The sequence below is a fragment of the Polymorphum gilvum SL003B-26A1 genome, assembly GCF_000192745.1.
In the GTDB taxonomy this organism is placed as follows: domain Bacteria; phylum Pseudomonadota; class Alphaproteobacteria; order Rhizobiales; family Stappiaceae; genus Polymorphum; species Polymorphum gilvum.
In genome coordinates this window covers 2,695,653-2,718,998 of sequence record NC_015259.1, presented here as the reverse complement: position 1 = coordinate 2,718,998, position 23,346 = coordinate 2,695,653, and the positions used below count along the sequence as shown (strand labels likewise).

Below are 23,346 nucleotides of genomic sequence, written 5' to 3'. Positions count from 1 at the left end.
TTTGTTCCTGTCCAAGAAAATCAGGATAGACCGATACCGTGGACATTTGGAACTGAAATCCTGTACGTATCCCCGGTCGATCAGGCAAGAGATGCGCCCGTCGTGGCACCGATCGGCGCCGAGGTGCGAAGCCGGTCCGTGCCACCCAAGGGGCAAGCGCGGCAAAACCGACAGGCCATCCGAGGTCGCTTTGCAAGCCGGTTGGAGGCGGGTATTGTGCGGCCAGCTTCGACCGGGAGTCGCCGTGTCGAGGGGCCCCCGGTTCGGACTGGTCACGGGAGAGGCATGGGACGCGGGAAACTCCAGTGTCGGCAGATCAGGGGCGCGCGTGCCTGTTTCGGGCATGCAGTCAACGCCGACCTCAACGCCGATTTGATGTTTCGCCATGGCTGACCACCTCTTCCGGGCAGACGACAGCAGAGCGACCATTGCCGATGCGCTGAAGGTCCAGGCACGCGTGATCTATGCGCTGATCCTGCGTGACATGCGCACGCGTTTCGGGCGGTCCCACTTCGGCTATCTCATCCAGATCGCCTGGCCGCTGTTTCACCTGTTCCTCCTGATTGCCATCCCGCACCTGCTCGCGCGTGTACCGCCGATCGGAACGGACCTGACGATCTATCTGGTGACCGCGTTTCTGCCCTATGTGCTGCTGTTCTACCCGGCCCGTCTGATGTGCCTTGCAATCATCGTTGCGCGCCCGCTGTTGCTGTTCCCGATCGTCAAGTCGAGCGACATTCTCATCGCCCGGGCCCTGCTTGAGGGACTGACGTCCTATGTGGTGACCCTGATTGCGATCGCCTGCCTGGCCTTGATGGGCAAGGACGTCATGCCTGACGACCTGATCGAGGCCGTGTTCGCGATCCTGGCCATCATCTTCGTCGGCATCGGCTACGGCAGCCTGAATGCGGTCATCACGACGATGTTTCCGCCCTGGAATATCGTCGCGGTGCTGACGATGGTGCTCATGTATGCGACCGCCATGCCCTGGGTTCTGCCGACCTTCCTGACGCCCGAGATCCAGTACTGGCTGTCCTGGAACCCGCTTTTCCAATGCGCGGATTGGCTGAAGACCGCGTATTTTGCAGGCTACCAGTCGGGCCTGCTGGACCGCACCTATCTGATCGGTACCGGGGTCCTTACTTTCTTCTCTGCCTTTCTGATCGAGCGCGCCATCCGCGGGAGGCTGCTCGAATGATGATTGCGCTGGACCGCATCTTCAAATTCTACAAGACCTACGGCGTCACCAAGGTCGTGCTCGATCACGTCTCGATGACCTTCGAGTTCGGTAACAGCTACGGCGTGCTCGGCATCAACGGCGCCGGCAAGTCGACGCTGATGCGCCTGCTTGCCGGGACGGAACTGCCCAACGACGGCAAAATCACTCGAAGCGTGCGGGTCTCCTGGCCACTCGGCTTTGCCGGCGGCCTGCATCCCAAGATGACCGGTCGCGAGAACGTCGTCTTCGTCGCCCGCATCTATGGGCACGATACGATCAAGACGCTTAATTTTGTCGAGGATTTCGCCGAGATCGGCAGTTATATCGACGTTCCCGTCCAGTCCTATTCGTCGGGCATGCTGCAACGCCTGGCCTTTGGGCTGTCCATGGCCATCGATTTCGATTGCTACCTGATCGACGAGGTCACAGCCGTCGGTGACGCACGGTTCCAGGCGCGTTGTCAGCAGGAGTTCAACAAGAGGCGCCAATATTCGGACATAGTTATGATTTCTCATGATATGAATACGTTGAAACAGTATTGCAATCGGGGGGTTGTGCTTGCTGATGGGAAGCTCCATCTCTTCCGGGATTTGGAGGACGCCATCGCCCTTTACCGAAAACTGAACCGGTAGAAGGGGTGCGATGTCCTACGAACTAAGACTGCAGGACGAGCCGAAGCTTCCGGCCAGGGCCGCCGATAGCGTCGCGGTCATATCGGCAGCACTGAGGCGCGCGGCGCGCCAGTCGCGTGTACCGGTATCCATCGTCAGCGGTGGCGGCGGCTTCAAGGCGCGTCGGATCGACCGCATCGTCATCCGAATTGTCGTATCGGCCTTCGTCGTCCTGTTCCTGCTGCCGACCCTTCTGTCGGGGCTGTATCTCTTCGCGATCGCATCCGACATTTACGAGACCGAAGTTCGTTTCGTCGTCCGCAACGGCGAGAAATCGCCCATAGACTCGCTCGGCATGCTGTCGAGCCTGGCGCAGGCGGGGCAGTTCAAGGATGCCTATGTTATCGCCAAATACATCAAGAGCCACAGCATCATCGCAGACCTCGAAAAGCGGATCGGCCTGCGCGAGCGGTTCACCGGCCGGGACGGCATCGATTTCCTCTCGCGTCTGCGCGAAGACGCGACGATCGAAGAGTTCCACGACTACTGGCAACGGCGGGTCGCCGTGGAGGTGGACAACCGGTCCGGCTCGGTAATTCTTCAAGTTTACGCCTTCACCGCCCAGGATGCTCATGACATCGCCGCGGCCATCGTCGATCTCAGCGAGGAACTGGTCAACAATCTGACCAACCGGGCCCGCAACGAGGCGCTGGAAAACTCGAAGAAAGAACTGGATCGCGCCCAGGTCAGGGTCGCGGAGATCACGGCGCAGTTCCAGGCCGCTCGCAATACCCTTGGGATCCTTGACGCGGATACCGAAGCCGAGGCGGCCGTCAAGCTGGGGGGGGAGATCCGCTCGCAACTGGTCGAGTACCGCCAGAGCTACGATATTCTGAAGGATACACTTGCCGACGACGCGCCGACGGTGAGGATCCTCAGGGCGCAGATCTCCAGCCTCGAAAAGCAACTCCAGGACCTGCAGAACTCGATCGGCGGCTACGTGCCGGACGGCGTCACGCTCGCCGATGCCAAGCAAAGGTTCGACCAGATCAGCATCGAGCAGAAGGTCGCGCGGGAGATCTACGTTTCGGCCTTCGCCAAGTACGAGGCGGCGCGGGCAAAACTGGACATCACGCAGGTCTATCTCGACGTCTTCCTCGAGCCGATGGTGCCCCAATCGGCGCTCTATCCGCGGCGCTTTCTGATCTGGAGCGCGATCCTGATCGGAAGTCTCGCCGTGTGGGGAGGCGTGTTCGGCGGCGTCGTCCTCGTGCGCGATCACTGGGCGCGGTAGCGGGCCATGAACAGCATCATCAAACATGCAAGGACATTGTCCGGCCGCCTGCAGCGCAGGCCCGTGGAGGGAGGCGGCCGGCCCAATGCCCTCGTCGCCAATCCCGCGCGCGTGCCGGGCTTTCCGGCAGGCACGCCGGACAACGATACCGGCGGCGGCAAGAGCATGCGACGGGTCCTGGTCAGTCTGGCGGCTTTCGTTGTGATGCCGACGCTGATGGTCGCCTTCTATTTCCTTTTCGTGGCGGCGGACCGCTATGTCTCGGAGAGCCATTTCGTCGTCCGCAACGCCGAGCGGCTCGAAGTGTTCGAGCCCAGCGGGATGACCATGAATCTGGTGCGCTCCTTTACCGGCGGCGGGGTGTCGACGTCGATGCAGGACGCCTATGTCATCGTCGACTACATCCGCAGTCGCAGCATCGTCACGGACGTGATGAAGCGCATCGACCTGATTTCGGTTTTCGGCGGCGACAACGGCGACCTTCTGACCCGGCTGAAGGACGAGCCCTCGCTCGAGGAATTGTGGGAATACTGGCAGAAGCGGGTGTCGACCTATGTCGACATCAATTCTGGCATTGTCCAACTGCGGGTCGAGGCGTTTGCGCCCGACCGGGCCAGGGAAATCTCTGAGGTCGTTATCGAGCTCAGCGAGGAACTGGTCAACAGGCTCTCCGACCGCAGCCAGAACGATGCCCTGAAGCGGGTCACGTCCGAGATGCAAAAGGCCTGGTCCGACTACCAGATGGCCGAGAACCGGCTGAACGCGTTCCGCACCGCCTCAAGCGTGATCGATCCGGTCGAGACGGCCGGGGCCGTCGGCAAGGTCATGCTCGAGCTCTACGGCGAACGCGCCAAGCTGCAGGCATCGCTCGACACCATCGCGGGCGAGATCGACGACGACGCGCCGACCGCGCGGATTCTCAGACGCAAGCTCGAAGCGCTCAACAGGCAGATTGACGAACTCGACAACGAACTGACCGGCAAGGAGAACGCCGCAGCCCTGTCGGTCAAGCTCGCTGAGTTCGAACAGCTTCAGCTCGACGTCCTGTTCAAGAAGAATCTGTACGAACTGACTGCGACGTCACTGGAAAAGGCGCGTGTAAACGCCGAGCAGCAAAGCCTGTTCCTGAACGTGGTCGTGCCGCCCAATGTGCCGGAGGAGGCGCTCTATCCGCAGCGTCTCTTCAACATCTTTTTCGCCTTCCTGTCGGCAAACATCTTCTGGGCGATCGGATCGCTGATGGTCGCAGCGGTTCGAGACCACATGTGACCCATGACGAAGGCCGCCCGGAGGCGGCCTTCGGAAGGAACGGCTATCGTGCCTCGACGCGGCCTTCGGCCGTTCCGTCGAGGGAGACGCCGGGCCTGTCGAGCGCCTTAATCTCGGCCTTCGTCATCGCCACCACGACGGCATCGGTCATCAAGGTCAGCCGGTCGGCGGGGATGGTCACCGTCTGCGCACCGATGCCCAGGAAACCGCCGATCTCGGTTTCCACCGCGAGCACCTGACCGCCCGGATTGGACAGCACGCGCGAGACCTCTCCGATCGTTTCGCCATCGCGGGTGACGATGTCCTTGCCGGCCAGAGCTTCGGCCGTGACCTCCAGGCTGCGATCGGGATTGGCCTGCGGTGCCACGGCGTCCTTGTCCTCAACTGCCGGGTCCGCCTGTCGTACCCCGGCCCCGGTTGCGTCCTGCGCCGTCCCCATCTGCGCCGTGACGCCAAGCTCGCTCGAGGCGTCCGCCCCGCTCCCGGACGCACCGGCCTGCCCGGATCCCTGCGCTCCGGCGGCAAGGCCGCCGAGGCCGCTCGTTCCGGCTCCGACCGAAACGCCGGCTTCACCGGATGCGGACCCGCCGAGGCCGCCAGCCTGTGCCGTGGTGACGGTCAGAAGCGTCGTTGCCAGAATTGCCGAGAGCGTGTTCACGGTGTTTCGCATGTCCTATCTCCTTTGGGTCGTGACATGACAGGTCGCCGGCCTCTCGGCGCAAGGTTCAGGCCGTGCGCCGGCTGCCGACGCCTGTGAAGGTGGGTCGGACAATCGGGCATTCCCGTGAATGTTACGTACTGTTACGTAGACGTGACCGGAATCACGAAATGACTCGGAAATCTCCGAAAAAACACCGGCATTTCGCCCAATACGCGGCAGGATGGAGAAGGGACAGGCGGTCAGCTGCAGCCGGTGAGATGCCGCTCAGTAGCCGACGTCGTTCATGAACGGCTTCTTGACCTCGGGCCGGGTCAACAGGCTGTACAGCCGTTCGCCGAGGATCGTGAAGCTGGCTGTCGCCAGGATGCCGAGCAGGATGCCCCACTTGAGGACAAGGGACAGCAGAATTCCCAAGCCGAATCCAGCAATCATGCAGACGAGTTCCAGGTAATTGTTCTTTCTCATTCCCGCGCCCATCCTGAATGCGGGATCAGAATGGGTTTGAATTGTTAAAAAACCGATAGGAGCTTTGCCACGTCCAGTCATGACCCATACGTGCCTGTGCTTTGCTTTGTGTATCGTACGGGCGTTGGCCTCCAATATCGGATCAAGCCTATGAACGAAAAGAGAAAATAGAATTGAACTGGGGTTCTGTGATCTTGTCGACCCCCTGTCAGAAAAGACAGTATTCGTGTCCACGTTTCGTAGGTCCCGTCCTCACATGGTATGCGGCAAGCCCCTCCGGCCGCGATGCAGCCGGAGCGGGAAGGGCGAAGCGAGCCACGCCGCGCGGGACGGCGGTCAGGCCGGCTGGCGCCGCAGCGCCGGTCGGCGGGCGGCGAGCCGGACCACCACGTTCTCGATGATCCTGTGGCCGGCGTCCTGGTCGAGAGACATGATGCTTTCGGGGTGGAACTGGACGGCGGCGATCGGCTCGTGCGCGTGTTCGATTGCCATGACCACGCCGTCCTCGGTCTCAGCCGTCACCCTGAGCTCCGACGGCAACGTCTCGCGCCGGGCGTGGAGCGAGTGGTAGCGCCCGACGATCACCGGCCCCTGGAGGCGCTCGAACAGCATCGAATTGCCGGCGATGCTGATCGGCGAGGGCTTGCCGTGTATCGGCACGTCGAGCTGGGCCAGTTCGCCACCGAAGGATTCGGCCAGCGCCTGCAGCCCGAGGCAGACGCCAAAGATCGGCAGGCCGCGCGCTCGTGCCCGGCCGATCGTCGCCGCGCAGTTGAAGTCCTTCGGGTTGCCCGGTCCTGGCGACAGCACCACGAGGTCCGGATCGACATCGTGGAAGATGTGGTCGGCGATCGGCGTGCGGTAGGTGACGACCGCCGCGCCGGTCTGGCGGAAGTAGTTCGCCAGCGTGTGAACGAAACTGTCTTCGTGGTCGACGAGCAGGATCTTCAGCCCTGCACCCGGTTGGGTCGCCGTCGCCTTCTCGACAGCCTTTGCCGCAAGGCCGGCTTCGCGCACGGCGGCGCGCATGGCCTCGGCCTTCAATTCGGTCTCGGCCTCCTCGTCCTCCGGCACGCTGTCGTAGAGCAGGGTGGCGCCGGCACGGATCTGCGCGACGCCGTCCTTGATGCGCACGGTCCTGAGCGTCAGGCCGGTGTTCATGTCGCCATTGAAGAGGATGGCGCCGATCGCTCCGCCGTACCAGGCGCGCGGGCTCTTCTCGTGGGTCTCGATGAACTCCATCGCCCAGCGTTTCGGCGCCCCGGTCACCGTCACCGCCCAGGTGTGGGAGAGGAACGCGTCGAGCGCATCCATGTCCTCACGCAGGATGCCCTCGATGTGGTCGACGGTGTGGATCAGACGCGAATACATCTCGATCTGGCGCCGGCCGATGACCTTGACCGAACCGGGGATGCACACGCGGCTCTTGTCGTTGCGGTCGACGTCCGAGCACATGGTCAGCTCCGCCTCGTCCTTGGCCGAGTTCAGGAGCTTGCGGATCTGCGCTTCGTCCTCAATGGCGTTCCTGCCGCGCCGGATGGTGCCGGAGATCGGGCAGGTCTCGACCCGGCGGCCGCCGGTGACGCGCACATACATCTCCGGCGAGGCGCCGACGAGATACTCGGCGTTGCCGAGGTTGAAGAAGAACGAATAGGGCGACGGGTTGATCTGCTGCAACCGGCGGGAAACCGCCGACGGCGGGTTGGGGCAACGCTCGTAGAAGGTCTGGCCCGGCACCGTTTCGAACAGATCTCCGCGGCGGAAATAGTCCTTCGCGGTGCGTACGATCTCGGCATATTCGCCCGGCGCGTGGTCGCCCCGGCCGGGATCCTCATTGGCCGGCACGTAGGGCGCCTTGTCGCCGTCGCGGGGCAAGCCCCTGGTCGAGTGTCCGTCGACCTCGAAGTCGTATTCCAGCACATAGGCGCGCTTGCCGTGGTGGTCGACGATCAGGATCTCGTCGGGCAGGAACAGCACCATGTCACGCTGGTCGGAGGGGCGAGCGAGCTTCAGGTCGATCGGCTCGAACTGGAAGGCCAGATCGTAGCCGAAGGCGCCATAGAGGCCGAGCTGTTCGTCGTCGCAGGCAAACAGTTCCTTGATAGCCCGGACGATGGAGAAGGTCGACGGCTGGCGCGAGCGCTCTTCTTCCTGGAACACCCGGTCGGGCTTTTTCACCGTGAGATGGATCCGTTCGCCGTCGGCAGCGAAGCGCCCCACGTCGGCATGGCCCTCGAGCCTCCTCGCGATCGCCGGGATCAGGATCCGGCCGCGGTCGTTGAGCGCCCGGATCTCGACATTTCGGTCTGCGGCCTCCAGGACGAGCGGCGGGTTGACCAGCGCCATGTCCCAGCGGGTGTAACGGCCCGGATACTCGTAGGAGGAGGCGAGCACCGCGCCGCGCTCGGCATCGAGGCGGTCGATCCAGGCCGAAGTGCCGGCCGCGTACTCGGAGGGACGCGAGGAGCGGGTCACGGCGATCCCGCCGGGGGTCTGATAGGTCTGCTGCGCCGGTCCCGGCATCTGTCGTCCTCCGTTGGAGCCGCATTCCAGCCCCCTGAACGACCAAAGGCCGCCTGCGGGGCTTCCGCGGCGGCCTTTGGTCGAGTTCGATCCCGTCAGGGCATGCACGATCGCTGGCCGCCTAGAAAGCGCCCCGCCACCACCATGCCTGAGAAATCGTCTGCGTGTTCATGGCCATCTGATTAGCGGATGCGACGCGGCGAGGCAATGGGGATTCGCTCCGTTGCTGCGAACGCTTCGGCCGTCTCGCAAGTTGCGAAAGGGCCATAGGATGCTGCTCGCATGCTGCCCATCGACAAACCGGCTTGGACATCCGGTTCGGGGGTGCTAACAGGGGCGCAGGGTCATTGGTCCGGCGGAGCGGGGATGCGGACGACTGTTTGGGGTGCGCTACTGCTGTTTCTTTCGGGCTGCGGCGCGCTTCCGGGTGAGGGGCCTTCGGCGATTGGGATCACGTCTGAGGAGATATCGGCGCAGGGGAGTTCGGTTCCGACTGGGTCTGAGTCCTATGCGGTTGTGTCGATCGAGCCGTCGAACATCGATGTGATCAAGGCGTACCGTCCTCTGGCGTTTTCGAACCAGTTCCGCGGGGTTGGCTCCGGCGGCGGGTCGTCGGCGCTTCTGGGGGTCGGCGACAGCCTGCAGGTCAAGATCTTCGAGGCCTCGCGCGAGGGTTTGTTCTCGCCGGGCGATTCGGACAGCACGCTGGTTCCCGCGGTGATCGACGAGACGGGTCACGTGTTCGTGCCCTATGCGGGGCGGATCGCGGCGGCGGGTCTGACGGTGGAGGGTCTGCGGGCGTCGATCGAGCAGAAGCTGGTCGGCAAGGCGGTCGAGCCTCAGGTCCTGGTGGTGGTTGCCGACAAGCAGAGTTCGACGGCGGTGGTGGTGGGTGACGTCGGCAAGCCGGGGGTGTATCCGCTGCCGGTGCGCCAGACGCGGCTTCTGGAGCTTGTCGCGGTGGCCGGCGGACCGCGGGCTGCGACCTACGAGACGGTTGTGACGCTGAAGCGGGGTCCGCGGTCGGGGACGACGCGGCTTGAGCACCTGATCGACTATCCGGAGAACAACGTGCTGGTGGCGCCGGGCGACAACGTGCTGCTGTCGCATCGCCCGCGCACCTTCTCGGCCTTCGGGGCGGTGAAGGCGAACCAGCTGGTGGCGTTCAAGACCAAGAGCGTGACGCTGGCCGAGGCGCTGGCGACGGTGGGCGGTCTGAACGACTACCGGGCGGACGCGGGCGGGATCTTCCTGTTCCGCTTCGAGGACGCGGATCTTGTGCGCGCGCTCAAGCCGGAGCTTGCCGGTCGTCTGTCGGGGGGGGAGCAGGTGCCGCTGGTGTACCGGCTGAGCCTGCGCGATCCGCAGGGCTTCTTCCTGGCGCGCTTCTTCGAGATGCGCGACAAGGACATCCTCTACGTGGCCAACCATCCGACGGCGGAGTTCGGCAAGTTCCTGCAGATCATCGCGCCGCTGATCAGCAACGTGGCGACGGTGAACTCGTCCTTCTTCGACGACTGACGGGACGGATCCGTCTGGAGGATCTGTCTGGAGGATCTGGCAAGGGCGCCCGGGGACGGCCGGGGGCGGGGACGGGGAAAGCGGTAAGGCGGCATGGCGGAGGCGGGAACGGGGTCGGAGCGGGTGTTCGTGTTCCTGCAGGGACCGCCGTCGATCTTCGCGCGCACGCTGGCCGACGAGCTTGAGCTGCTCGGCCACCGCACGCTGCGGGTCAACCTGTGTCCGGGCGACTGGCTGGACTGGCACGACCGGCGCTGCACGTCGTACCGGGGCAGCCTTGCGGGGTTTCCGGCCTGGCTGGAGGGGTTCCTGCGCCGGGTCGGGGCGAGCGACCTGGTCTATTACGCCGACCGCCAGCCCTATCACGTGGCGGCGGCGGAGGTGGCGGGGCGTCTGGGGATCGCCTGCGCGGCCTACGAGTTCGGCTACCTGCGGCCGGACTGGATCACGCCGGAGCGCAACGGCATGTCGGCGCATTCGCTGTTCCCGGACGATCCGGCGCTGATCCTGTCGGCGGCCGCGGGTCTGCCGGCGATCGACCGGCGGCCGCTGTATCCCTATGCGTTCTGGCGCGAGGCGGCGGCGGAGGTGGTCTACAACCTGGCCAACGTGCTGCTGGCTCCGCTGGCCTATCGGCGCTACGTGCGCGACAAGTTCTACCATCCGCTGGCGGAATACCTGCGCATGGCGCCGCGCCTGGCGCTGGCGCGCTGGCGCGACACCAACGCGGAGCACCTGATCGACGATCTGATCGGCACGGGTCTGCCCTATTACGTGTTCCCGCTGCAGCTGCAGAGCGACTACCAGCTGCGCTACAACGCGCCCTACGACCACATCGGCGAGGCGGCGGAGGAGGTGATCCGCTCGTTTGCCAAGGCGGCACCGGTGTCGGCGCGGCTGGTGTTCAAGATCCACCCGCTCGACCAGGGCATCGAGCCGTGGCGGCGGCTGCTGAAGGGGATCGCGCGCCGCTACGGGGTGCGCAAGCGCATCTACGTGATCGACGGCGGCAACCTGAACCGGCTGCTGGAACACGCCAAGGGCGCGCTGACCATCAACAGCACGACCGGCATCCATGCGCTCAGGGTCGGCTGCCCGACCAAGGTGCTGGGCATCGCGCTCTACGACATCGCCGGCCTGACCAGCCAGGGCCCGCTGGACGCGTTCTGGTCGGACCGCACGCGCCCCGATCCGCAGCTGCTGGAGGCGCTGGAGCGGCTGCTGGCGGCGTCGATCCAGGTCAAGGGCAACTTCTACACCGAGCGCGGCCGGCGCGCCGGCGCGCGCGCCATGGCGCTGCGCCTTGCCGCCGGCACCCTCAACCAGCCCGGCGCCCGCGTCGACCCACCCCCCCGCCTCGAAAGGGCTAGGGCCCAGAACATCCCCACAACCTTCGCCGACCAGCTCGCAACCCGCGGCAAGACCGAAAGATGGTCCCGTGCTTGGACGCGAACACGCCCGACCGCCGCGGGCCGCACGGAGACGCGCGCATGACGCTTGCCGTCATCCTCGACATCACGCGGTTGATGAGCCGTGGCCTCAGGGCTTCGCCGACCGGCATCGACCGGGTCGAACTCGCCTACCTCGATCATCTTCTGGAGCGCGCGGACATCGATCTGCGTTTCGTCAAGGCGACACGGTTCGGCGTTCGACTGCTCGATCGCAGGGTCGGCGAGGCGGTGTTGGCGCGCACGGTCGCCAGCTGGGGTCTGCAGGCCCGAGCCAGCAGCGCCGGCTATCGCCGTGCGCTCGCCTTCGTCCATGCCGACACCGAGGGGTGGGACGGCGCGCAGGCGTCGGAGCCGAGGGTCGAAGCCGACGTGTCGGTCCTCCGCGCGGCTGCAAGCTATGTCGGGGAAGCCATGTCGGCGCTCGTCTCCTCCGCGGCCGTGTCGCCCGCAGCCGTCTATATCAACGTCGCGCACAGCAACCTCGGCGCTCCGGCGCTTCGGCACTGGCTGGAGCGGACCGGCGTGCGGTCGGTTTTCCTCGTCCATGACCTGATTCCCATCACTCATCCTGAATACTGCCGGCCCGGCCACGCAGACCTGCATCGCCAGCGCATGGAGACGGTCGCCCTGCACGGCGCGGTGGTGATCGCCAATTCCGCCATGACCCGCGATGTGTTTCTGGAGTTTTGCCGGCGCAGCGGCCTGCCGCAGCCGCGCACCGTCGTCGGCCTGCTCGGAATCGAGCCGGTGTTCCGTTCCCCGGAGGCGCTTCCCCTATTTCGGGCAAGCGACCCGTATTTCGTCGTGCTCGGCACGATCGAACCGCGCAAGAACCATCTCCTGTTGCTGCAGATCTGGCGTGACATGGTCGAACGCGATTCGGCAGGCACCCCGCGCCTGATCGTCATAGGCCGGCGCGGCTGGGAGAACGAGAACATCCTGGATTTCCTGGAGCGCTGTGCGGCGCTCAAGGATCACGTGATGGAAGCGTCCGGTCTGACCGACGTCGAGATCGCCGCGCTGATGCGCAACGCCAGAGGCGTCCTGGTCCCCTCCTTCGTCGAGGGCTTCAGTCTGCCGGTCGTCGAAGCCGAGGCCGTCGGCGTGCCGGTGCTCGCCTCCGACATTCCGGTCCACCGGGAAGTCGGCGGACCGCATACGCAGTTCCTGTCGCCACTCGACGGCCTCGGCTGGCAGGAGGCGATCGAGCAGCTTGCAGCCTGCAAACCGGAACTCGGGCCGGGCGGCGAGGTCTTGGCCGACAAGGCCTGGCCAGGGCATTTCGAGGTCCTCGACCGATTGCTGGCGGAGTTCGGACGGCGTGCAAGGCCTCCGTCGGTCTGAGCCGAGCACGCCGAAGCAGAGCCGGCGTGGGTCAGGAAAACAGGAGAATCAGGCGCGCCTCGAGCGCCTTCTGGATATGTCCGCGCGCGGCGGCTTCCGCACCGTCGGCGTCGCGTGCCTCGATCGCCGCGACCACCGCACCGTGTTCGCCGACCGCCGCGCTGCTGCGTCCGGCGACGGAAAAGGTGGTGTCGGGCAGGAGCGCGAGGGAATCGTTGAGGTCCGCGAGCATGCGCTGCAGGTAGCGGTTGTGCGCGGCCTCGTAGATGGCCTCGTGGAAGCTGGCGTTGAGGGTGGCAAGCCCTGCCGGATCGTCTGCCGCATTCCCCGTCATGACGGCTGAAAACAGCCCGGCGATGTGCTTCAGGCCGGCGATCTCGCCGGGCGACGCGTTCTCGGCGGCAAAGCGCGCGGCGGCCCCTTCCAGCACGGCGCGCAGCGCATAGAGTTCCATGATCTGCGGCCGGCTGAGCTCGACCACCGTCCAGCCGCCGCCGGTGCTCTCGACTAGGCCGCGGGCCTGTAGGCGGGCGAGCGCCTCGCGCACCGGCGTGCGGCTGACGGCGAGTTCCCTGGCGAGGTCGTCCTCGCGCATGCGCGTGCCGGGCACCAGCTCGCCCGAGCGCATGCGCGCCAGAAGCGCCTCGTAGACCTTGGCGCCGCGCGAGTCGGCACCGCGGCCGCGTTCCGTCCCGCCGCGCGGTGCCGCGCCGCCGCCCGTACCAGTGTCCCGGTCAGTGTCCCGGCCAGTGTCCCGGCCACTGTCCGGGCCAGTGCCCTTGCTGGGGCCGGCCTGCCGCCGAGCGCCCGTCCGTTCCCGTGCCGTTGCCTTGTCCGCCACGCTGTCGATGCCTCCCGGGCTGCCGGCGGGCGCCCGTCGCGTCCGCGATGCCGCGATGATTGCGCGATCGCGGCGCAAAAGACCAGTGCCGCAGAAAATTTGCGGGTTCTAGTATACAACAGTATGCAAGGATGTGCTATGGCAGGCGCGACAGGGCGATGGCTGCGTGCCGGTCGGCCCCTGACCCCATGCATGACGCGCGCGAGGGAGAGGAGAGTCCCATGAAGTGCGAAAGACTGGACACCGACGTGCTGGTCGTCGGCGGCGGCAACGCGGCGCTGTGTGCGGCCATAGCTGCCCGGCGCAAGGGCGCGCGGGTGCTCGTCGTCGAGGCGGCGCCCAAGTTCTACCGCGGCGGCAACACCCGCCACACGCGCAACATGCGCTGCGCCCACGACACGGCGACCGAGACGCTGACCGGGCCCTATACCGAAGAGGAGTTCTGGGACGACCTCTTGCGCGTCACCGAGGGCAACACCGACGAGGCGCTGGCCAAGCACATGATTGCGGCCTCCAAGGAGATGCTGACCTGGATCACCGAGCAGGGCGTGCGCTTCCAGCCCTCGCTCGGCGGCACGCTCAGCCTCGGGCGGACCAACTCCTTCTTCCTCGGCGGCGGCCGGGCGATGCTGAATGCGCTGTATCTCACCGCGGAGAAGCTCGGCGTCGACGTGCTCTACGACGCGCCGGTCACCGCACTGGAGATCGACGGCGGCAGCTTCCGCGCCGCCATCGCCCGGATCGGCGGCAGGGACGTCAGGATCGCCGCGAAATCCCTTGTCGCCGCCGCCGGCGGTTTCGAGGCCAACATCGACTGGCTCAAGGAGGGCTGGGGCGAGCGAGCCGAGAACTTCCTCATCCGCGGCACGCCCTGCAACCGCGGCGACGTGCTGAAGATGCTGCTTGCAAACGGCGTCGAGGCGATCGGCGACCCGACCCAGTGCCATGCGGTCGCCATCGATGCGCGGGCGCCGAAATTCGACGGCGGCATCATCACCCGCCTCGACTGCGTCGTGTTCGGCATCGTCGTCAACAGGCACGCCGAGCGCTTCTACGACGAGGGCGAGGACTTCTGGCCCAAGCGCTACGCCATCTGGGGCCGTCTGGTCGCCGCCCAGCCGGACCAGATCGCCTACATCATCTTCGACGCCAAGTCGCTGAAGCTGTTCATGCCCTCGCTGTTCCCGCCGATTTCGGCCGACAGCATCGGCGAGCTGGCACACAAGCTGGACCTGCCGGTCGAGGCGCTGGAGACGACGGTCGGCACCTTCAACGCGGCGGTCCAGCCGGGCAGCTTCGACCATACCGTGTTCGACGACTGCCGCACGCGCGGCCTCGCCATCGAGAAGACCCACTGGGCGCGCCGGCTCGAGGATCCCCCCTTCTACGCCTATCCGGTGCGTCCCGGCATTACCTTCACCTATCTCGGCACCCGCGTCGACCGGGAGGCGCGCATGCAGCTCGCCGCCGGCGGGGCGACCGGGAACATGTTCTCCGCCGGCGAGATCATGGCCGGCAACGTGCTCGGCAAGGGCTACGCCGCCGGTGTCGGCATGACCATCGGCAGTGTTTTCGGCCGCATCGCCGGCGAGGGAGCTGCGAACCATGCATGCAACTGATCATCTGAACGAGGCGGACCGTCTGATGACGGTCTGCAATTCCTGCCGCTATTGCGAGGGCCTGTGCGCGGTATTCCCGGCGATGGAACTGCGGCGCAGCTTCGCCGACGGCGATCTGAACTATCTCGCCAACCTCTGCCACGCCTGCGGCGCCTGCTACGTCGACTGCCAGTTCTCGCCGCCGCACGAGTTCCAGGTCAACGTGCCGCAGACCATGGCCAAGGTGCGCACCGACAGCTACCGCCACTATGCCTGGCCGAAGGCATTCCAGCCGATGTTCGAGAGGAACGGCCTCGCCATCGCAATCGTCGCCGCGCTTTCCGTCGCCGGCTTCATCCTCGGCTTCGCGCTGTGGCACGATCCTTCGGTGCTGACCGGCACGAGCGGCGAGTTCTACCGGCTGATGCCGCACAACGTCATGGCCGGCCTGTTCGGCGCCGTCGCGCTCTATGCGCTGCTGGCGATCGTCATGGGCTTCCTCAACTTCTGGAGGGACATCGGCGCCGGCAGCGTTTCAGCCGCCTCCGGCCTGTCGATCTGGCAGGCCGTCAAGGACGTGGCAAGCCTGCGCTATCTCGATGGCGGCGGGGTCGGCTGCTACAACGCGGACGAGAAGCCGACCGACAACCGGCGGCTCTACCATCATCTGACCTTCTACGGCTTCCTGCTGTGCTTCGCGGCGACCTCGACGGGCACGATCTATCACTACGTGTTCGACTGGCCGGCGCCCTACGGCTGGACCTCGCTGCCCAAGCTGTTCGGCATTCCCGGCGGCATCGGCCTGGTGGTCGGCCCGGTCGGCCTGTTCCTTGCCAAGCTGAAGCGTCAGGACGATCTGGTCGACAAGGCCAAGTTCGGCATGGAGACGGCGTTCCTGGCGATGATGTTCGCGACCGGACTGACCGGGTTGGTCCTGATGGTCCTGCGCGAGACGTCGGCCATGGGGATTGCCCTGGCGGTCCATCTCGGCGTTGTGTTCGCCCTGTTCCTGACCATGCCCTACGGCAAGTTCGTGCACGGCTTCTACCGCTTCGGCGCGCTGATGCTCTATGCGGCCGAACGCAAGGCCGACCGACCGGCGACCGTGCCCACCACGGCGAAGGCCTGAAGCGTGAGCGCCGGCAAGTGACTTGCCGGGCGCGGCTCTTGGAAGCCGCACCGGAAACACCGGGATCGGGGAGGAGACCGGAATGCAGATCGGCAGCCGCTTCGGCGTCAACACCTATTCCTACACCCAGATGATGACCGCCGGCGCCTGTCTGCGCCATCTGGGCGGTCTCGGCGTCGCCGAGGTGGAACTCATGCTCTATCCCGGCCATCTGTGGATCGGCGACGGCCGGGATGCGATCGCGGATGTCCGGCGTGCGCTGCAGGAGGCCGGCATCCGCCCGCTGACGGTCAACACGCCCAACATCGATCTCAACATCGCCGCCGCGGCGGCCGAGGCCAGGACCTGCAGCCTCGACCTGAACGCCGGCTTCCTGCGCCTTGCCGGCGAGATCGGCGCGCAGGCGATGATCCTCGGGCCGGGCAAGCCGAACCAGCTCTTCCCCCTGCCCAAGCACGTTCTGGAAGGGCACTTCTTCCGTGCGCTCGACGCGCTGCTGCCAATCGCGCAAGGCTGCGGCGTCGAGATCTGGGTCGAGAACATGCCCTTCGCCTTCCTGCCTGGCGCTGCGGACCTGATGGCGTCGCTCGCCCGCTACGGAGCGGAGGAGCTGAGGGTCTGCTACGACGTCGCCAACGCCCATTTCGTTGCGGAGGATCCGGTCGATGGCCTCGCGACGGTGGCGTCGCGTCTGGCTCTGGTGCATCTCTCCGACACCACCCGCAGCGCCTTCCGCCACGACGCGGTCGGCCAAGGCGATCTCGACTTCGCCCGCCTGCCGGAGGCGATCCGGGCGGCCGGCTACACACGGCCCTGCATGCTCGAAGTCATCTCGCGCACGCCGGATCGGGATCTGCCGGCCTCGGTCGACGCCCTTCTGGCGGCGGGCTTCTAGTCTCCGACCGGCACGCTCAGTCCGTCGACCCGATGCCTGTCGATCAACCGGGCGATCAGGCCCGAGGCCTTCGCCTCGCCGACGAACTCGGTCAGCCACGCGGCCGCTTGCATGTTCGTCCGCGCCGTTCCGATCGCCTGCTGGACCGCGGTGAACTTGCCGTCGAGGATCCGGGCCCCTTCCATCCTGCCTGCCGCCTTGGACAGTTGCGTCCGCAGGCCGGCGAGCGCGTCCAGCCCATCGCGGACGAAGACGTCGAAGGCGTCGGTCGTCGGCGGCACGAGGATGAGATCGGCATGGCGGATGGTACGCTCGAGCCAGAGGGTGTAGGCCGCGCGGGCCTTGGTGGCGATCCGGCGCCCCGCGACATCCATCTCCGCCAGACTGCGGATCGGTGAGTTCGGCGGCACCAGACAGGTCGCCTCGATCTCGCAATAGGCCGGGGTGAACAGGATCGCCTCGGCGCGCTGGGGCTCGGCGCCGATGTTGGCGATGTCCCAGGCGTCGTTTCCGACATCATCTGCGACCTCGCCGGGCGAGGCATATTTGACGTAGCGGACCGGTACCCCGAGCCGGGCGGCGATCTCGCGCCCGACGTCGGCGGAGACGCCGACCGGATCGCCGTTTGCGTCCGTGCCGGAGACGAGCAAGGTGTTGGCCATGTTGACGCCAACCCGAAGGACCCCGTGCGGCGCCAGTTCATCGATCACTTTTCTGTCCATGGCATCCCTTTACGCCTTTCCTGCCCGAGCAGGCAATCGAACGAGGAGGCCCGGCCGTTGCGGCCGGGCCTCTTGTGCTCTCGGTCTTGCCGGGTGGACGAAGGACTTCAGATCAGGCCGCCGTTGGGCTGTACGACCTGACCAAGCACCCAGGACGCCTTGTCGGAGGCCAGGAAGGCCACGACGGCGGCGACTTCTTCCGGCTGACCGACCCGGTTGAGCGGGCTCATGGCGGCGGAACGCTTCAGCGCCTCCTCGTTCTTGCCCGCCCGGAACAGATCGGTGTCGATGGGGCCGGGAGCAACTGCATTGACCCGGACGCCGCGTCCGGCCAACTCCCTGGCCATGGAGCGGACCAGGCACTCGACGGCTGCCTTGGTGGCGCTGTAGGGGCCGACGCCGGGCACCGCGTGGCGCACCAGCGACGTCGTGGTGGCGATGATGGCGCCGTTGTCGGCGACCTGGCGCGCGGCTTCCGCCAGGATGTTGAAGGCTCCGACGATGTTGACCTCGACCAGGCGGCGGAAGTTGTCCTGATCGAACTGGGCCATCGGTGCGGGCGGCACGTTGATGCCGGCGTTGGCGACGACACAGCTCGGCGCGCCGCCGAAGTCCCGGGCAACGTCGGCGAACGCCCCGGCGACCTCGGCCGGAGAACCGATGTCGACCTTGTAGGCCCGGATGACCGTGCCGGGGGCGGCGGCGATCGGCTCGGGCGGGTTGCTGACATAGGTCAGGGCGACGTCGAAGCCGTCTTCGTTCAGCGCCTTGACGCATGCTGCGCCGATACCGCGCGAGCCGCCGAATACCAGTGCGATTTTCTTGCTCATGGTTCGTCCTTGTTTTGGGGAGGGGATGGCACGGGTCACTTCGTCGAGATGGTGACGACCCGCTCCTCCGTCATTTCGTGGATGGCGTAGCGGGGCCCCTCGCGGCCGAAGCCGCTGTCCTTGGAGCCGCCGTAGGGCATCATGTCGACGCGCGAGCTCGACGTTTCGTTGATGTGCACGCCACCGACCTCAAGTCGCTGGGCCGCCGCGAGAGCGTCCTGCAGCCGGTTGGTGAAGATACCCGAGGCGAGGCCGAAGGGTGTTGCGTTGACCCGGTCGATGGCCTCGTCCAGCGACGCATAGGGCATCAGGCAAACGACCGGCCCAAAGATCTCGCAGCATCCGACCTGCATCGACGGGTCGATGTCGGTCAGCAGCGTCGGGGGAATGACGGCGCCCCGCCGTTCGCCACCGACCAGACGCCTCGCGCCCTTGCCGATCGCCTCCGCAATCCAGCTCTCGACGCGGATCGCCTCCTTCTCGGCAATCATCGGGCCGACCACCGTGTCGGCGGCATAGGGGTCGCCGTAGGGCAGGGCGGCGACCAGGGCGGTTAGTCGGGCGGTAACCGTGTCGAGAATGCGGTCCTGAACCAGTAGGATCTGGACCGATGTGCAGACCTGGCCTGCCTTGCGGTAGCCGGCATTGACGATTCGCGGCAGCGCCCGGTCGAGATCGGCGTCGTCGGCGAGGATGGTGAAGGCGATCGAGCCGAGCTCCATCTGTGTGCGGCGCAGGCCTGCCGCACGCTGGATGCTGCGGCCGACTTCGGTGCTGCCGGTGAAGGCGAAGAAGCGCACCCGCTCGTCCTCCAGGAGCCCGCGGGCGACATCGCCGCCACCCTGGACGAGCGACAGGAAGCCCCGCGGCATACCGGCCTCGACCAGCACCTCGACCAGCTTCCGTCCGGTGATCGGCGTGTTGCTGGAGGGCTTGAGGATGACCGCATTGCCTGCCGCGAACGCCGGCGCGACCTTGTGGGTGACGGTGTTCAGTGGCGAGTTGAACGGCGTGATCGCGGCGATGACGCCAAGCGGCACGCGCAGCGTGAAGGCGAGTCGGCCCTCCTGGTTCGGTGCGCCGGCGAGCGGGATCACCTCGCCCGCGAGCCGGCGCGCTTCCTCCGCGGATAGCCGCAGCGTCTGGACGCAGCGGCCGACCTCGCCGCCGGCATCCGTCGCCGTGAACCCGGCCTCGGCCTGCATGGTGCGGATGAAGTCGGCGCGGCGCGCCTCGACCAGGGCTGCGGCGCGGTCGAGGATCGCGCCGCGCTCGTGGGGCGACGGGGCGCCGGCACGGAAGGCCGCGTGGGCGGTTTCCACGCAGCGGGTCACCTGGGCCGAGCTGGCCGTGGCGATGGTCGCAAGAGGCTGCAGGGAGTATTTCTCCAGCAGATCGAAGCTGGCCCCCTCTCCGGCAACCCAGTCTCCACCGATCAGCAGCAGGTGCGCATCGGCCGACCCCGGCTGGATCGTTTCATTGGCATTGATGGTGGTCACGATGCCGTCCTTTCTTGCTGGCACAATCTTGCCGGGTCAGAGCCAGAGGATTTGCTTGCGGTAGTCGATGTCGGTCAGCAGCGCCTCGGCCGGACCTTCGTGGAACACCGCGCCGCGTTCGAGGGCGAACACCCGGTCGGCCAGGGCCAGCACCAGATCGAGGTTGTGTTCCACGATCAGGATCGGCAGCTGCCTGCGCAACTGGTCGAACACGGTGAACAGCTCCTCGACGATCGCCGGCGCCAGACCCTCGAACGGCTCGTCCAGCAAGAGCAGGCGGACGTTGCCGGACAGGGCGCGGGCGACCGCGAGCATCTGCTGCTCGCCGCCCGACAGGTAGTCGGCCGGAGTGTGGAAGCGTTCCTTCAGGCGCGGGAACATCTCCAGGATGCGCTCCTCGCTCCACACCACGCCGGTGCTGCCGTCGGTGGCGCGCGCCAGGCGGCCGAGCGACAGGTTCTCCGCTACGCTCATGCCGGCGAAGATGCCGCGCCCCTGCGGGACGTAGCCGACGCCGAGCCGGGCGATGTCGGGCGCCGCCATGCCGGCCAGGTCCCGTCCGGCGAAGCGGATGCTGCCCGAAGCGGCCGGCACCAGGCCGGCCAGCGACTTCAGCAGCGTCGACTTGCCGGCGCCGTTGCGGCCGAGCAGGGCGACGATCTCGCCCTCGCGGACCGACAGCGAAGCGTCGTTGAGGATGTGGCTCTTGCCGTAGAAGGTGTTGAGGCCCTGGACCTGCAGCAGCGGCGCGGCCGAGGTGTCGCCGCCCGCCATCCGGCCCGTGACCGGCGGCGTGCCGGTGCCGGTATAGACCTCCTGCACCCGCCGGTCGGCGCGCACGGCGTCGGGCGCGCCGGTCATCAGCACCTCGCCCTGGTTCATGACCGTCACGTCATGCGACAGCGACAGGACGCGATCCAGATCGTGCTCGACGATCAGCACCGGGATGTTTTCCGCCATGCGGCGCACGAGGCTGGTAACGCGCTCCCGTTCGGCGGCCGCAAGGCCGGCCAGCGGTTCGTCAAGCAGCAGGATCTGCGGCTTGCAGGCGAGCGCGATGCCGAGGTCGACGAGACGCTGGCCGCCGTAGGACAGGTCGCCGCCCTGGATGTCGTCGATGCCCTCCAGGCCGAGGAACTTCATCAACTCGGCGGTCTGGTCGTGCATGTCCGGAAAGCTGTCGATGTCGCGCCACAGGTTGAAGCGGGATGGGTGCTTGGCCTGCACCGACAGGCGCAGGTTCTCGTAGATGCTCAGGCCCTCGAACAGGTTGGTGATCTGGAACGAGCGCGCGAGGCCAAGCTCCGTGATCCGGTTGGCCGGCAATCCGTGGACCGGCGTGCCGTTGAGGTGGATCGTCCCGGCGTCGGGGGGGAACATGCCGGAGATCAGGTTGAAGGTCGTCGTCTTGCCGGCGCCGTTGGGACCGATCAGCGCATGGATCTGGCCGCTGTCGACCTGCAGGCTGACGTCCTTGACCGCGGCGAAGCCGCCGAAGGTCTTGACGATGCCGGAGACCTCCAGCACGGGCCCCCGGGCGGGGTCGGGGCGCAGGAAGCCCGGCAGCGGCAGGCCGTCGTAGATCTTGCGCCGGCTCATGGCTGCGGATTCTTCGGGAGCCGGCTTCCAGCGCCGCCTGATCTGGGCCCAGATGCCGACCAGGCCGCCGGGCGAGAAGATCACGAAGCCGACGAAGACGATGCCGAACCACAGCAGCCAGTTCGTCGTCCAGATCGAGAACAGTTCGCGGAACAGGATGTAGAAGACGACGCCGATCGCCGGGCCGAGGATGTTGTGCATGCCGCCGATGACGACCATGGCCAGCATTTCGCCGGACAGGGCGATCGACGTCGATTCCGCCGACACCATGTAGTGCTGGAAGCCGGACAGCGCGCCGGCCAGCCCGGTCATCACCGCGGAGATGACGAAGGAGGCCAGCTTGTAGCGGTCGATATTGTAGCCCTGGAACGTCGCCCGCAGCTGGTTCTCGCGGATCGCGACCAGGACATGGCCGAAGGGAGAACGCTCCAGCCGCAGCATGAAGAACAGCACGGCCAGACCGATCACGGCGACGAGGTAGTAGTAGTTGGTGCTGTTATCGAGGCTGATCGGGCCGAGGCTGCCGCGCTGCAGTCCGCCGAGGCCGTCCTCGCCGCCGGTCACTTCTGTCCAGCGGAAGGCGACAGTGTAGCTCAGCGCCACCAGGGCGAGGGTCAACAGGGCGAAATAGACGCCGCGCCGGCGCAGGATCAGGGCGCCGATGACCAGCGAGACGACCGCGACGAAGGCCATCGAGACGAGGATCGGCAGGCCGATCTGGCCGGCGAACCAGTGCGTCTGGGCAAGGCCGGCGGCATAGGCGCCGATCCCGAACCACATGCTGTGGCCGAAGGAATGCAGGCCCGTGTAGCCGACCAGCAGGTTGAGCCCCATCGTCGCGATCGCGAGGATGACGATGACGGACGCCGTGTTCACGGTCAGGCCGATCACCGGCATGATCAGCGGCAGCGCGATCAGCGCCGCCATGCCGATCCACAGGGGCCGGTACTTGGTGAGAAGGGTCGTTGTCATTATTCGAATTTCTCTATGCGTTCACCGAACAGGCCGCGCGGCCGGAGCATCAGCACCAGGAACATCAGGAGGTACATGGACGCGGCACCGGCGGCCGGGACGAAGTGGATGGTCACGCCGCGCACCACGCCGACCATCAGCGCGGCGACGATGACCCCCCAGAAGCTGCCGAGCCCGCCGATGACCACCACCACGAAGGCGACGGTGAGGATCTCCGCACCCATGGCGGGGTGGACGATGGTGATCGGCGCAAACAGCGCACCGCCGAGCGCGGCAAGGCCGACGCCGAGCACGATCACCGCGGTCATGTAGGGCTGCAGGCGAATGCCGAGGGCCGCGACCATGTCGGGCTTCTGGATCCCGGCGCGCACGACGCGGCCGAAGGCTGTCTTGTTGAGGAGGAACCAGATGCCGGCGAGGATGACGACGACGACCGCGAGCAGGAACAGGCGGTAGCGCGAGAACAGGAAGTCGCCGACCATCACCGGACCCTTCATCGCCGCGGGCATCGATACAGGGATCGGCGCTGCACCCCACAGGATGCGGATCAGCTGCTCGCCGATCATGGCGAAGCCGAAGGTCACCAGCAGGGAAAGGATCGGGTCGGCGGTATAGAAGCGTCGCAGGATGAAGCGTTCGAACAGGATGCCGAGCAGGCCGACGATCACGGGCGAGAGGATGGCACCGCCGGCGAAGCCAAGATATTTGGCGATCTCGATCGAGACATAGGCGCCGAGCGCGTAGAACGCGCCGTGCGACAGGTTGACGATGCCGCCGACGCTAAAGATCAGCGACAGGCCGAGCGCGATGAGCAGGTAGTAGCCTCCGAGCACGAGGCCGTTCACCACCTGCTCCATCAGGAAGACGAACTGCATGGTCATGTCCAAGGTGAGGGGAGCGTGG

Annotated in this window: 19 protein-coding genes; 10 read left to right on the top strand and 9 right to left on the bottom strand. The window is 66.3% G+C overall.

The window, feature by feature from the left end:
- Nucleotides 1-385: 385 nt before the first annotated feature.
- Genes SL003B_RS12850 through SL003B_RS12835 form a run of 4 tightly spaced genes read left to right on the top strand, consistent with a single transcriptional unit; the run spans nt 386 to nt 4,393 of the window.
- The gene (locus tag SL003B_RS12850; RefSeq protein ID WP_013653285.1) at nt 386-1,198 is read left to right on the top strand and encodes an ABC transporter permease; all 813 of its coding nucleotides are present in this window, start codon (nt 386-388) and stop codon (nt 1,196-1,198) included.
- Nucleotides 1,195-1,851 carry an ABC transporter ATP-binding protein gene (locus SL003B_RS12845; RefSeq protein WP_013653284.1) on the top strand — a complete coding sequence of 219 codons (657 nt, stop codon included), beginning with the start codon at nt 1,195-1,197 and terminating at the stop codon, nt 1,849-1,851. The genes SL003B_RS12850 and SL003B_RS12845 overlap by 4 nt, the downstream gene beginning before the upstream one ends.
- Before the next feature lie 10 nt (nt 1,852-1,861).
- Nucleotides 1,862-3,124, top strand: a complete 1,263-nt coding sequence (locus SL003B_RS12840; protein WP_013653283.1) for a KpsE/RkpR family capsule polysaccharide export protein — start codon at nt 1,862-1,864, stop codon at nt 3,122-3,124.
- Nucleotides 3,125-3,130: 6 nt separating this feature from the next.
- A complete protein-coding gene (locus SL003B_RS12835) occupies nt 3,131-4,393 on the top strand; it encodes a KpsE/RkpR family capsule polysaccharide export protein (RefSeq protein WP_013653282.1) in 1,263 nt (420 codons plus the stop codon).
- A gap of 43 nt (nt 4,394-4,436) precedes the next feature.
- Here SL003B_RS12835 and SL003B_RS12830 read toward each other — a convergent pair whose 3' ends face one another.
- The 3 genes from SL003B_RS12830 to SL003B_RS12820 all read right to left on the bottom strand — a co-directional run bounded on the left by SL003B_RS12830 (nt 4,437) and on the right by SL003B_RS12820 (nt 8,042).
- Nucleotides 4,437-5,063 carry a PRC-barrel domain-containing protein gene (locus tag SL003B_RS12830; RefSeq protein WP_013653281.1) on the bottom strand — a complete coding sequence of 209 codons (627 nt, stop codon included), beginning with the start codon at nt 5,061-5,063 and terminating at the stop codon, nt 4,437-4,439.
- A 255-nt stretch (nt 5,064-5,318) separates the two neighbouring features.
- A complete protein-coding gene (locus SL003B_RS12825) occupies nt 5,319-5,519 on the bottom strand; it encodes a hypothetical protein (protein ID WP_041375526.1) in 201 nt (66 codons plus the stop codon).
- Between the two features lie 336 nt (nt 5,520-5,855).
- Nucleotides 5,856-8,042 (bottom strand): anthranilate synthase component I, encoded by a 2,187-nt coding sequence (locus SL003B_RS12820; protein WP_013653280.1) that lies wholly within the window; start codon nt 8,040-8,042, stop codon nt 5,856-5,858.
- Nucleotides 8,043-8,408: 366 nt separating this feature from the next.
- Between SL003B_RS12820 and SL003B_RS23985 the strand changes: the two genes are divergently transcribed.
- The 3 genes from SL003B_RS23985 to SL003B_RS12805 all read left to right on the top strand — a co-directional run bounded on the left by SL003B_RS23985 (nt 8,409) and on the right by SL003B_RS12805 (nt 12,358).
- Nucleotides 8,409-9,563 (top strand): polysaccharide biosynthesis/export family protein, encoded by a 1,155-nt coding sequence (locus SL003B_RS23985; protein WP_041375525.1) that lies wholly within the window; start codon nt 8,409-8,411, stop codon nt 9,561-9,563.
- A 93-nt stretch (nt 9,564-9,656) separates the two neighbouring features.
- Nucleotides 9,657-11,057, top strand: coding sequence for a capsule biosynthesis protein (locus tag SL003B_RS12810; protein ID WP_013653278.1), 1,401 nt, complete (start codon nt 9,657-9,659; stop codon nt 11,055-11,057).
- Entirely contained in the window at nt 11,054-12,358 is a 1,305-nt protein-coding gene (locus SL003B_RS12805) for a glycosyltransferase family 4 protein (protein ID WP_013653277.1), read from the top strand. Before SL003B_RS12810 ends, SL003B_RS12805 begins: the two co-directional genes overlap by 4 nt.
- A 31-nt stretch (nt 12,359-12,389) precedes the next feature.
- Here the strand turns inward: SL003B_RS12805 and SL003B_RS12800 are convergent, their stop codons facing one another.
- Nucleotides 12,390-13,199, bottom strand: a complete 810-nt coding sequence (locus SL003B_RS12800) for a GntR family transcriptional regulator (RefSeq protein WP_013653276.1) — start codon at nt 13,197-13,199, stop codon at nt 12,390-12,392.
- A 221-nt stretch (nt 13,200-13,420) separates the two neighbouring features.
- On the opposite strand from SL003B_RS12800, the gene tcuA reads away from it, so the two are divergent.
- The 3 genes from tcuA (at nt 13,421) to SL003B_RS12785 (ending at nt 16,821) form a co-directional block, all read left to right on the top strand.
- Entirely contained in the window at nt 13,421-14,818 is a 1,398-nt protein-coding gene (gene tcuA / locus SL003B_RS12795; protein WP_013653275.1) for an FAD-dependent tricarballylate dehydrogenase TcuA, read from the top strand.
- A complete protein-coding gene (tcuB, locus tag SL003B_RS12790; protein WP_013653274.1) occupies nt 14,805-15,926 on the top strand; it encodes a tricarballylate utilization 4Fe-4S protein TcuB in 1,122 nt (373 codons plus the stop codon). Before tcuA ends, tcuB begins: the two co-directional genes overlap by 14 nt.
- Nucleotides 15,927-16,008: 82 nt before the next feature.
- Nucleotides 16,009-16,821: a sugar phosphate isomerase/epimerase family protein gene (locus SL003B_RS12785; protein WP_013653273.1), complete on the top strand. Its 813-nt coding sequence runs from the start codon at nt 16,009-16,011 to the stop codon at nt 16,819-16,821.
- Here the strand turns inward: SL003B_RS12785 and SL003B_RS12780 are convergent.
- From SL003B_RS12780 to SL003B_RS12760, 5 genes are all read right to left on the bottom strand, one after another.
- Nucleotides 16,818-17,543, bottom strand: coding sequence for a transporter substrate-binding domain-containing protein (locus tag SL003B_RS12780; protein WP_013653272.1), 726 nt, complete (start codon nt 17,541-17,543; stop codon nt 16,818-16,820). The genes SL003B_RS12785 and SL003B_RS12780 overlap by 4 nt on opposite strands.
- Before the next feature lie 107 nt (nt 17,544-17,650).
- On the bottom strand, nt 17,651-18,373 hold the full coding sequence (locus SL003B_RS12775) for an SDR family oxidoreductase (RefSeq protein WP_013653271.1): 723 nt from the start codon (nt 18,371-18,373) through the stop codon (nt 17,651-17,653).
- Between the two features lie 35 nt (nt 18,374-18,408).
- Nucleotides 18,409-19,872, bottom strand: a complete 1,464-nt coding sequence (locus SL003B_RS12770; protein ID WP_206771926.1) for an aldehyde dehydrogenase family protein — start codon at nt 19,870-19,872, stop codon at nt 18,409-18,411.
- Nucleotides 19,873-19,908: 36 nt separating this feature from the next.
- Nucleotides 19,909-22,443, bottom strand: a complete 2,535-nt coding sequence (locus SL003B_RS12765) for a branched-chain amino acid ABC transporter ATP-binding protein/permease (RefSeq protein WP_013653269.1) — start codon at nt 22,441-22,443, stop codon at nt 19,909-19,911.
- Nucleotides 22,443-23,318 carry a branched-chain amino acid ABC transporter permease gene (locus tag SL003B_RS12760; RefSeq protein ID WP_013653268.1) on the bottom strand — a complete coding sequence of 292 codons (876 nt, stop codon included), beginning with the start codon at nt 23,316-23,318 and terminating at the stop codon, nt 22,443-22,445. Before SL003B_RS12760 ends, SL003B_RS12765 begins: the two co-directional genes overlap by 1 nt.
- Between the last annotated feature and the right edge of the window lie 28 nt (nt 23,319-23,346).

Excerpts from the sequence above, each read along its gene's own strand:
- tcuB (WP_013653274.1), top strand. The coding sequence starts at position 14,805 with ATGCATGCAACTGATCATCTGAACGAGGCGGACCGTCTGATGACGGTC.
- SL003B_RS12820 (WP_013653280.1), bottom strand. The coding sequence starts at position 8,042 with ATGCCGGGACCGGCGCAGCAGACCTATCAGACCCCCGGCGGGATCGCC.
- SL003B_RS12765 (WP_013653269.1), bottom strand. The coding sequence starts at position 22,443 with ATGACAACGACCCTTCTCACCAAGTACCGGCCCCTGTGGATCGGCATG.
- SL003B_RS12835 (WP_013653282.1), top strand. The coding sequence starts at position 3,131 with ATGAACAGCATCATCAAACATGCAAGGACATTGTCCGGCCGCCTGCAG.
- SL003B_RS12760 (WP_013653268.1), bottom strand. The coding sequence starts at position 23,318 with ATGCAGTTCGTCTTCCTGATGGAGCAGGTGGTGAACGGCCTCGTGCTC.
- SL003B_RS12780 (WP_013653272.1), bottom strand. The coding sequence starts at position 17,543 with ATGGACAGAAAAGTGATCGATGAACTGGCGCCGCACGGGGTCCTTCGG.
- SL003B_RS12850 (WP_013653285.1), top strand. The coding sequence starts at position 386 with ATGGCTGACCACCTCTTCCGGGCAGACGACAGCAGAGCGACCATTGCC.
- SL003B_RS12845 (WP_013653284.1), top strand. The coding sequence starts at position 1,195 with ATGATGATTGCGCTGGACCGCATCTTCAAATTCTACAAGACCTACGGC.
- SL003B_RS12825 (WP_041375526.1), bottom strand. The coding sequence starts at position 5,519 with ATGAGAAAGAACAATTACCTGGAACTCGTCTGCATGATTGCTGGATTC.
- SL003B_RS12830 (WP_013653281.1), bottom strand. The coding sequence starts at position 5,063 with ATGCGAAACACCGTGAACACGCTCTCGGCAATTCTGGCAACGACGCTT.
- SL003B_RS12775 (WP_013653271.1), bottom strand. The coding sequence starts at position 18,373 with ATGAGCAAGAAAATCGCACTGGTATTCGGCGGCTCGCGCGGTATCGGC.
- SL003B_RS12810 (WP_013653278.1), top strand. The coding sequence starts at position 9,657 with ATGGCGGAGGCGGGAACGGGGTCGGAGCGGGTGTTCGTGTTCCTGCAG.
- SL003B_RS12840 (WP_013653283.1), top strand. The coding sequence starts at position 1,862 with ATGTCCTACGAACTAAGACTGCAGGACGAGCCGAAGCTTCCGGCCAGG.
- SL003B_RS23985 (WP_041375525.1), top strand. The coding sequence starts at position 8,409 with ATGCGGACGACTGTTTGGGGTGCGCTACTGCTGTTTCTTTCGGGCTGC.
- SL003B_RS12805 (WP_013653277.1), top strand. The coding sequence starts at position 11,054 with ATGACGCTTGCCGTCATCCTCGACATCACGCGGTTGATGAGCCGTGGC.
- tcuA (WP_013653275.1), top strand. The coding sequence starts at position 13,421 with ATGAAGTGCGAAAGACTGGACACCGACGTGCTGGTCGTCGGCGGCGGC.
- SL003B_RS12785 (WP_013653273.1), top strand. The coding sequence starts at position 16,009 with ATGCAGATCGGCAGCCGCTTCGGCGTCAACACCTATTCCTACACCCAG.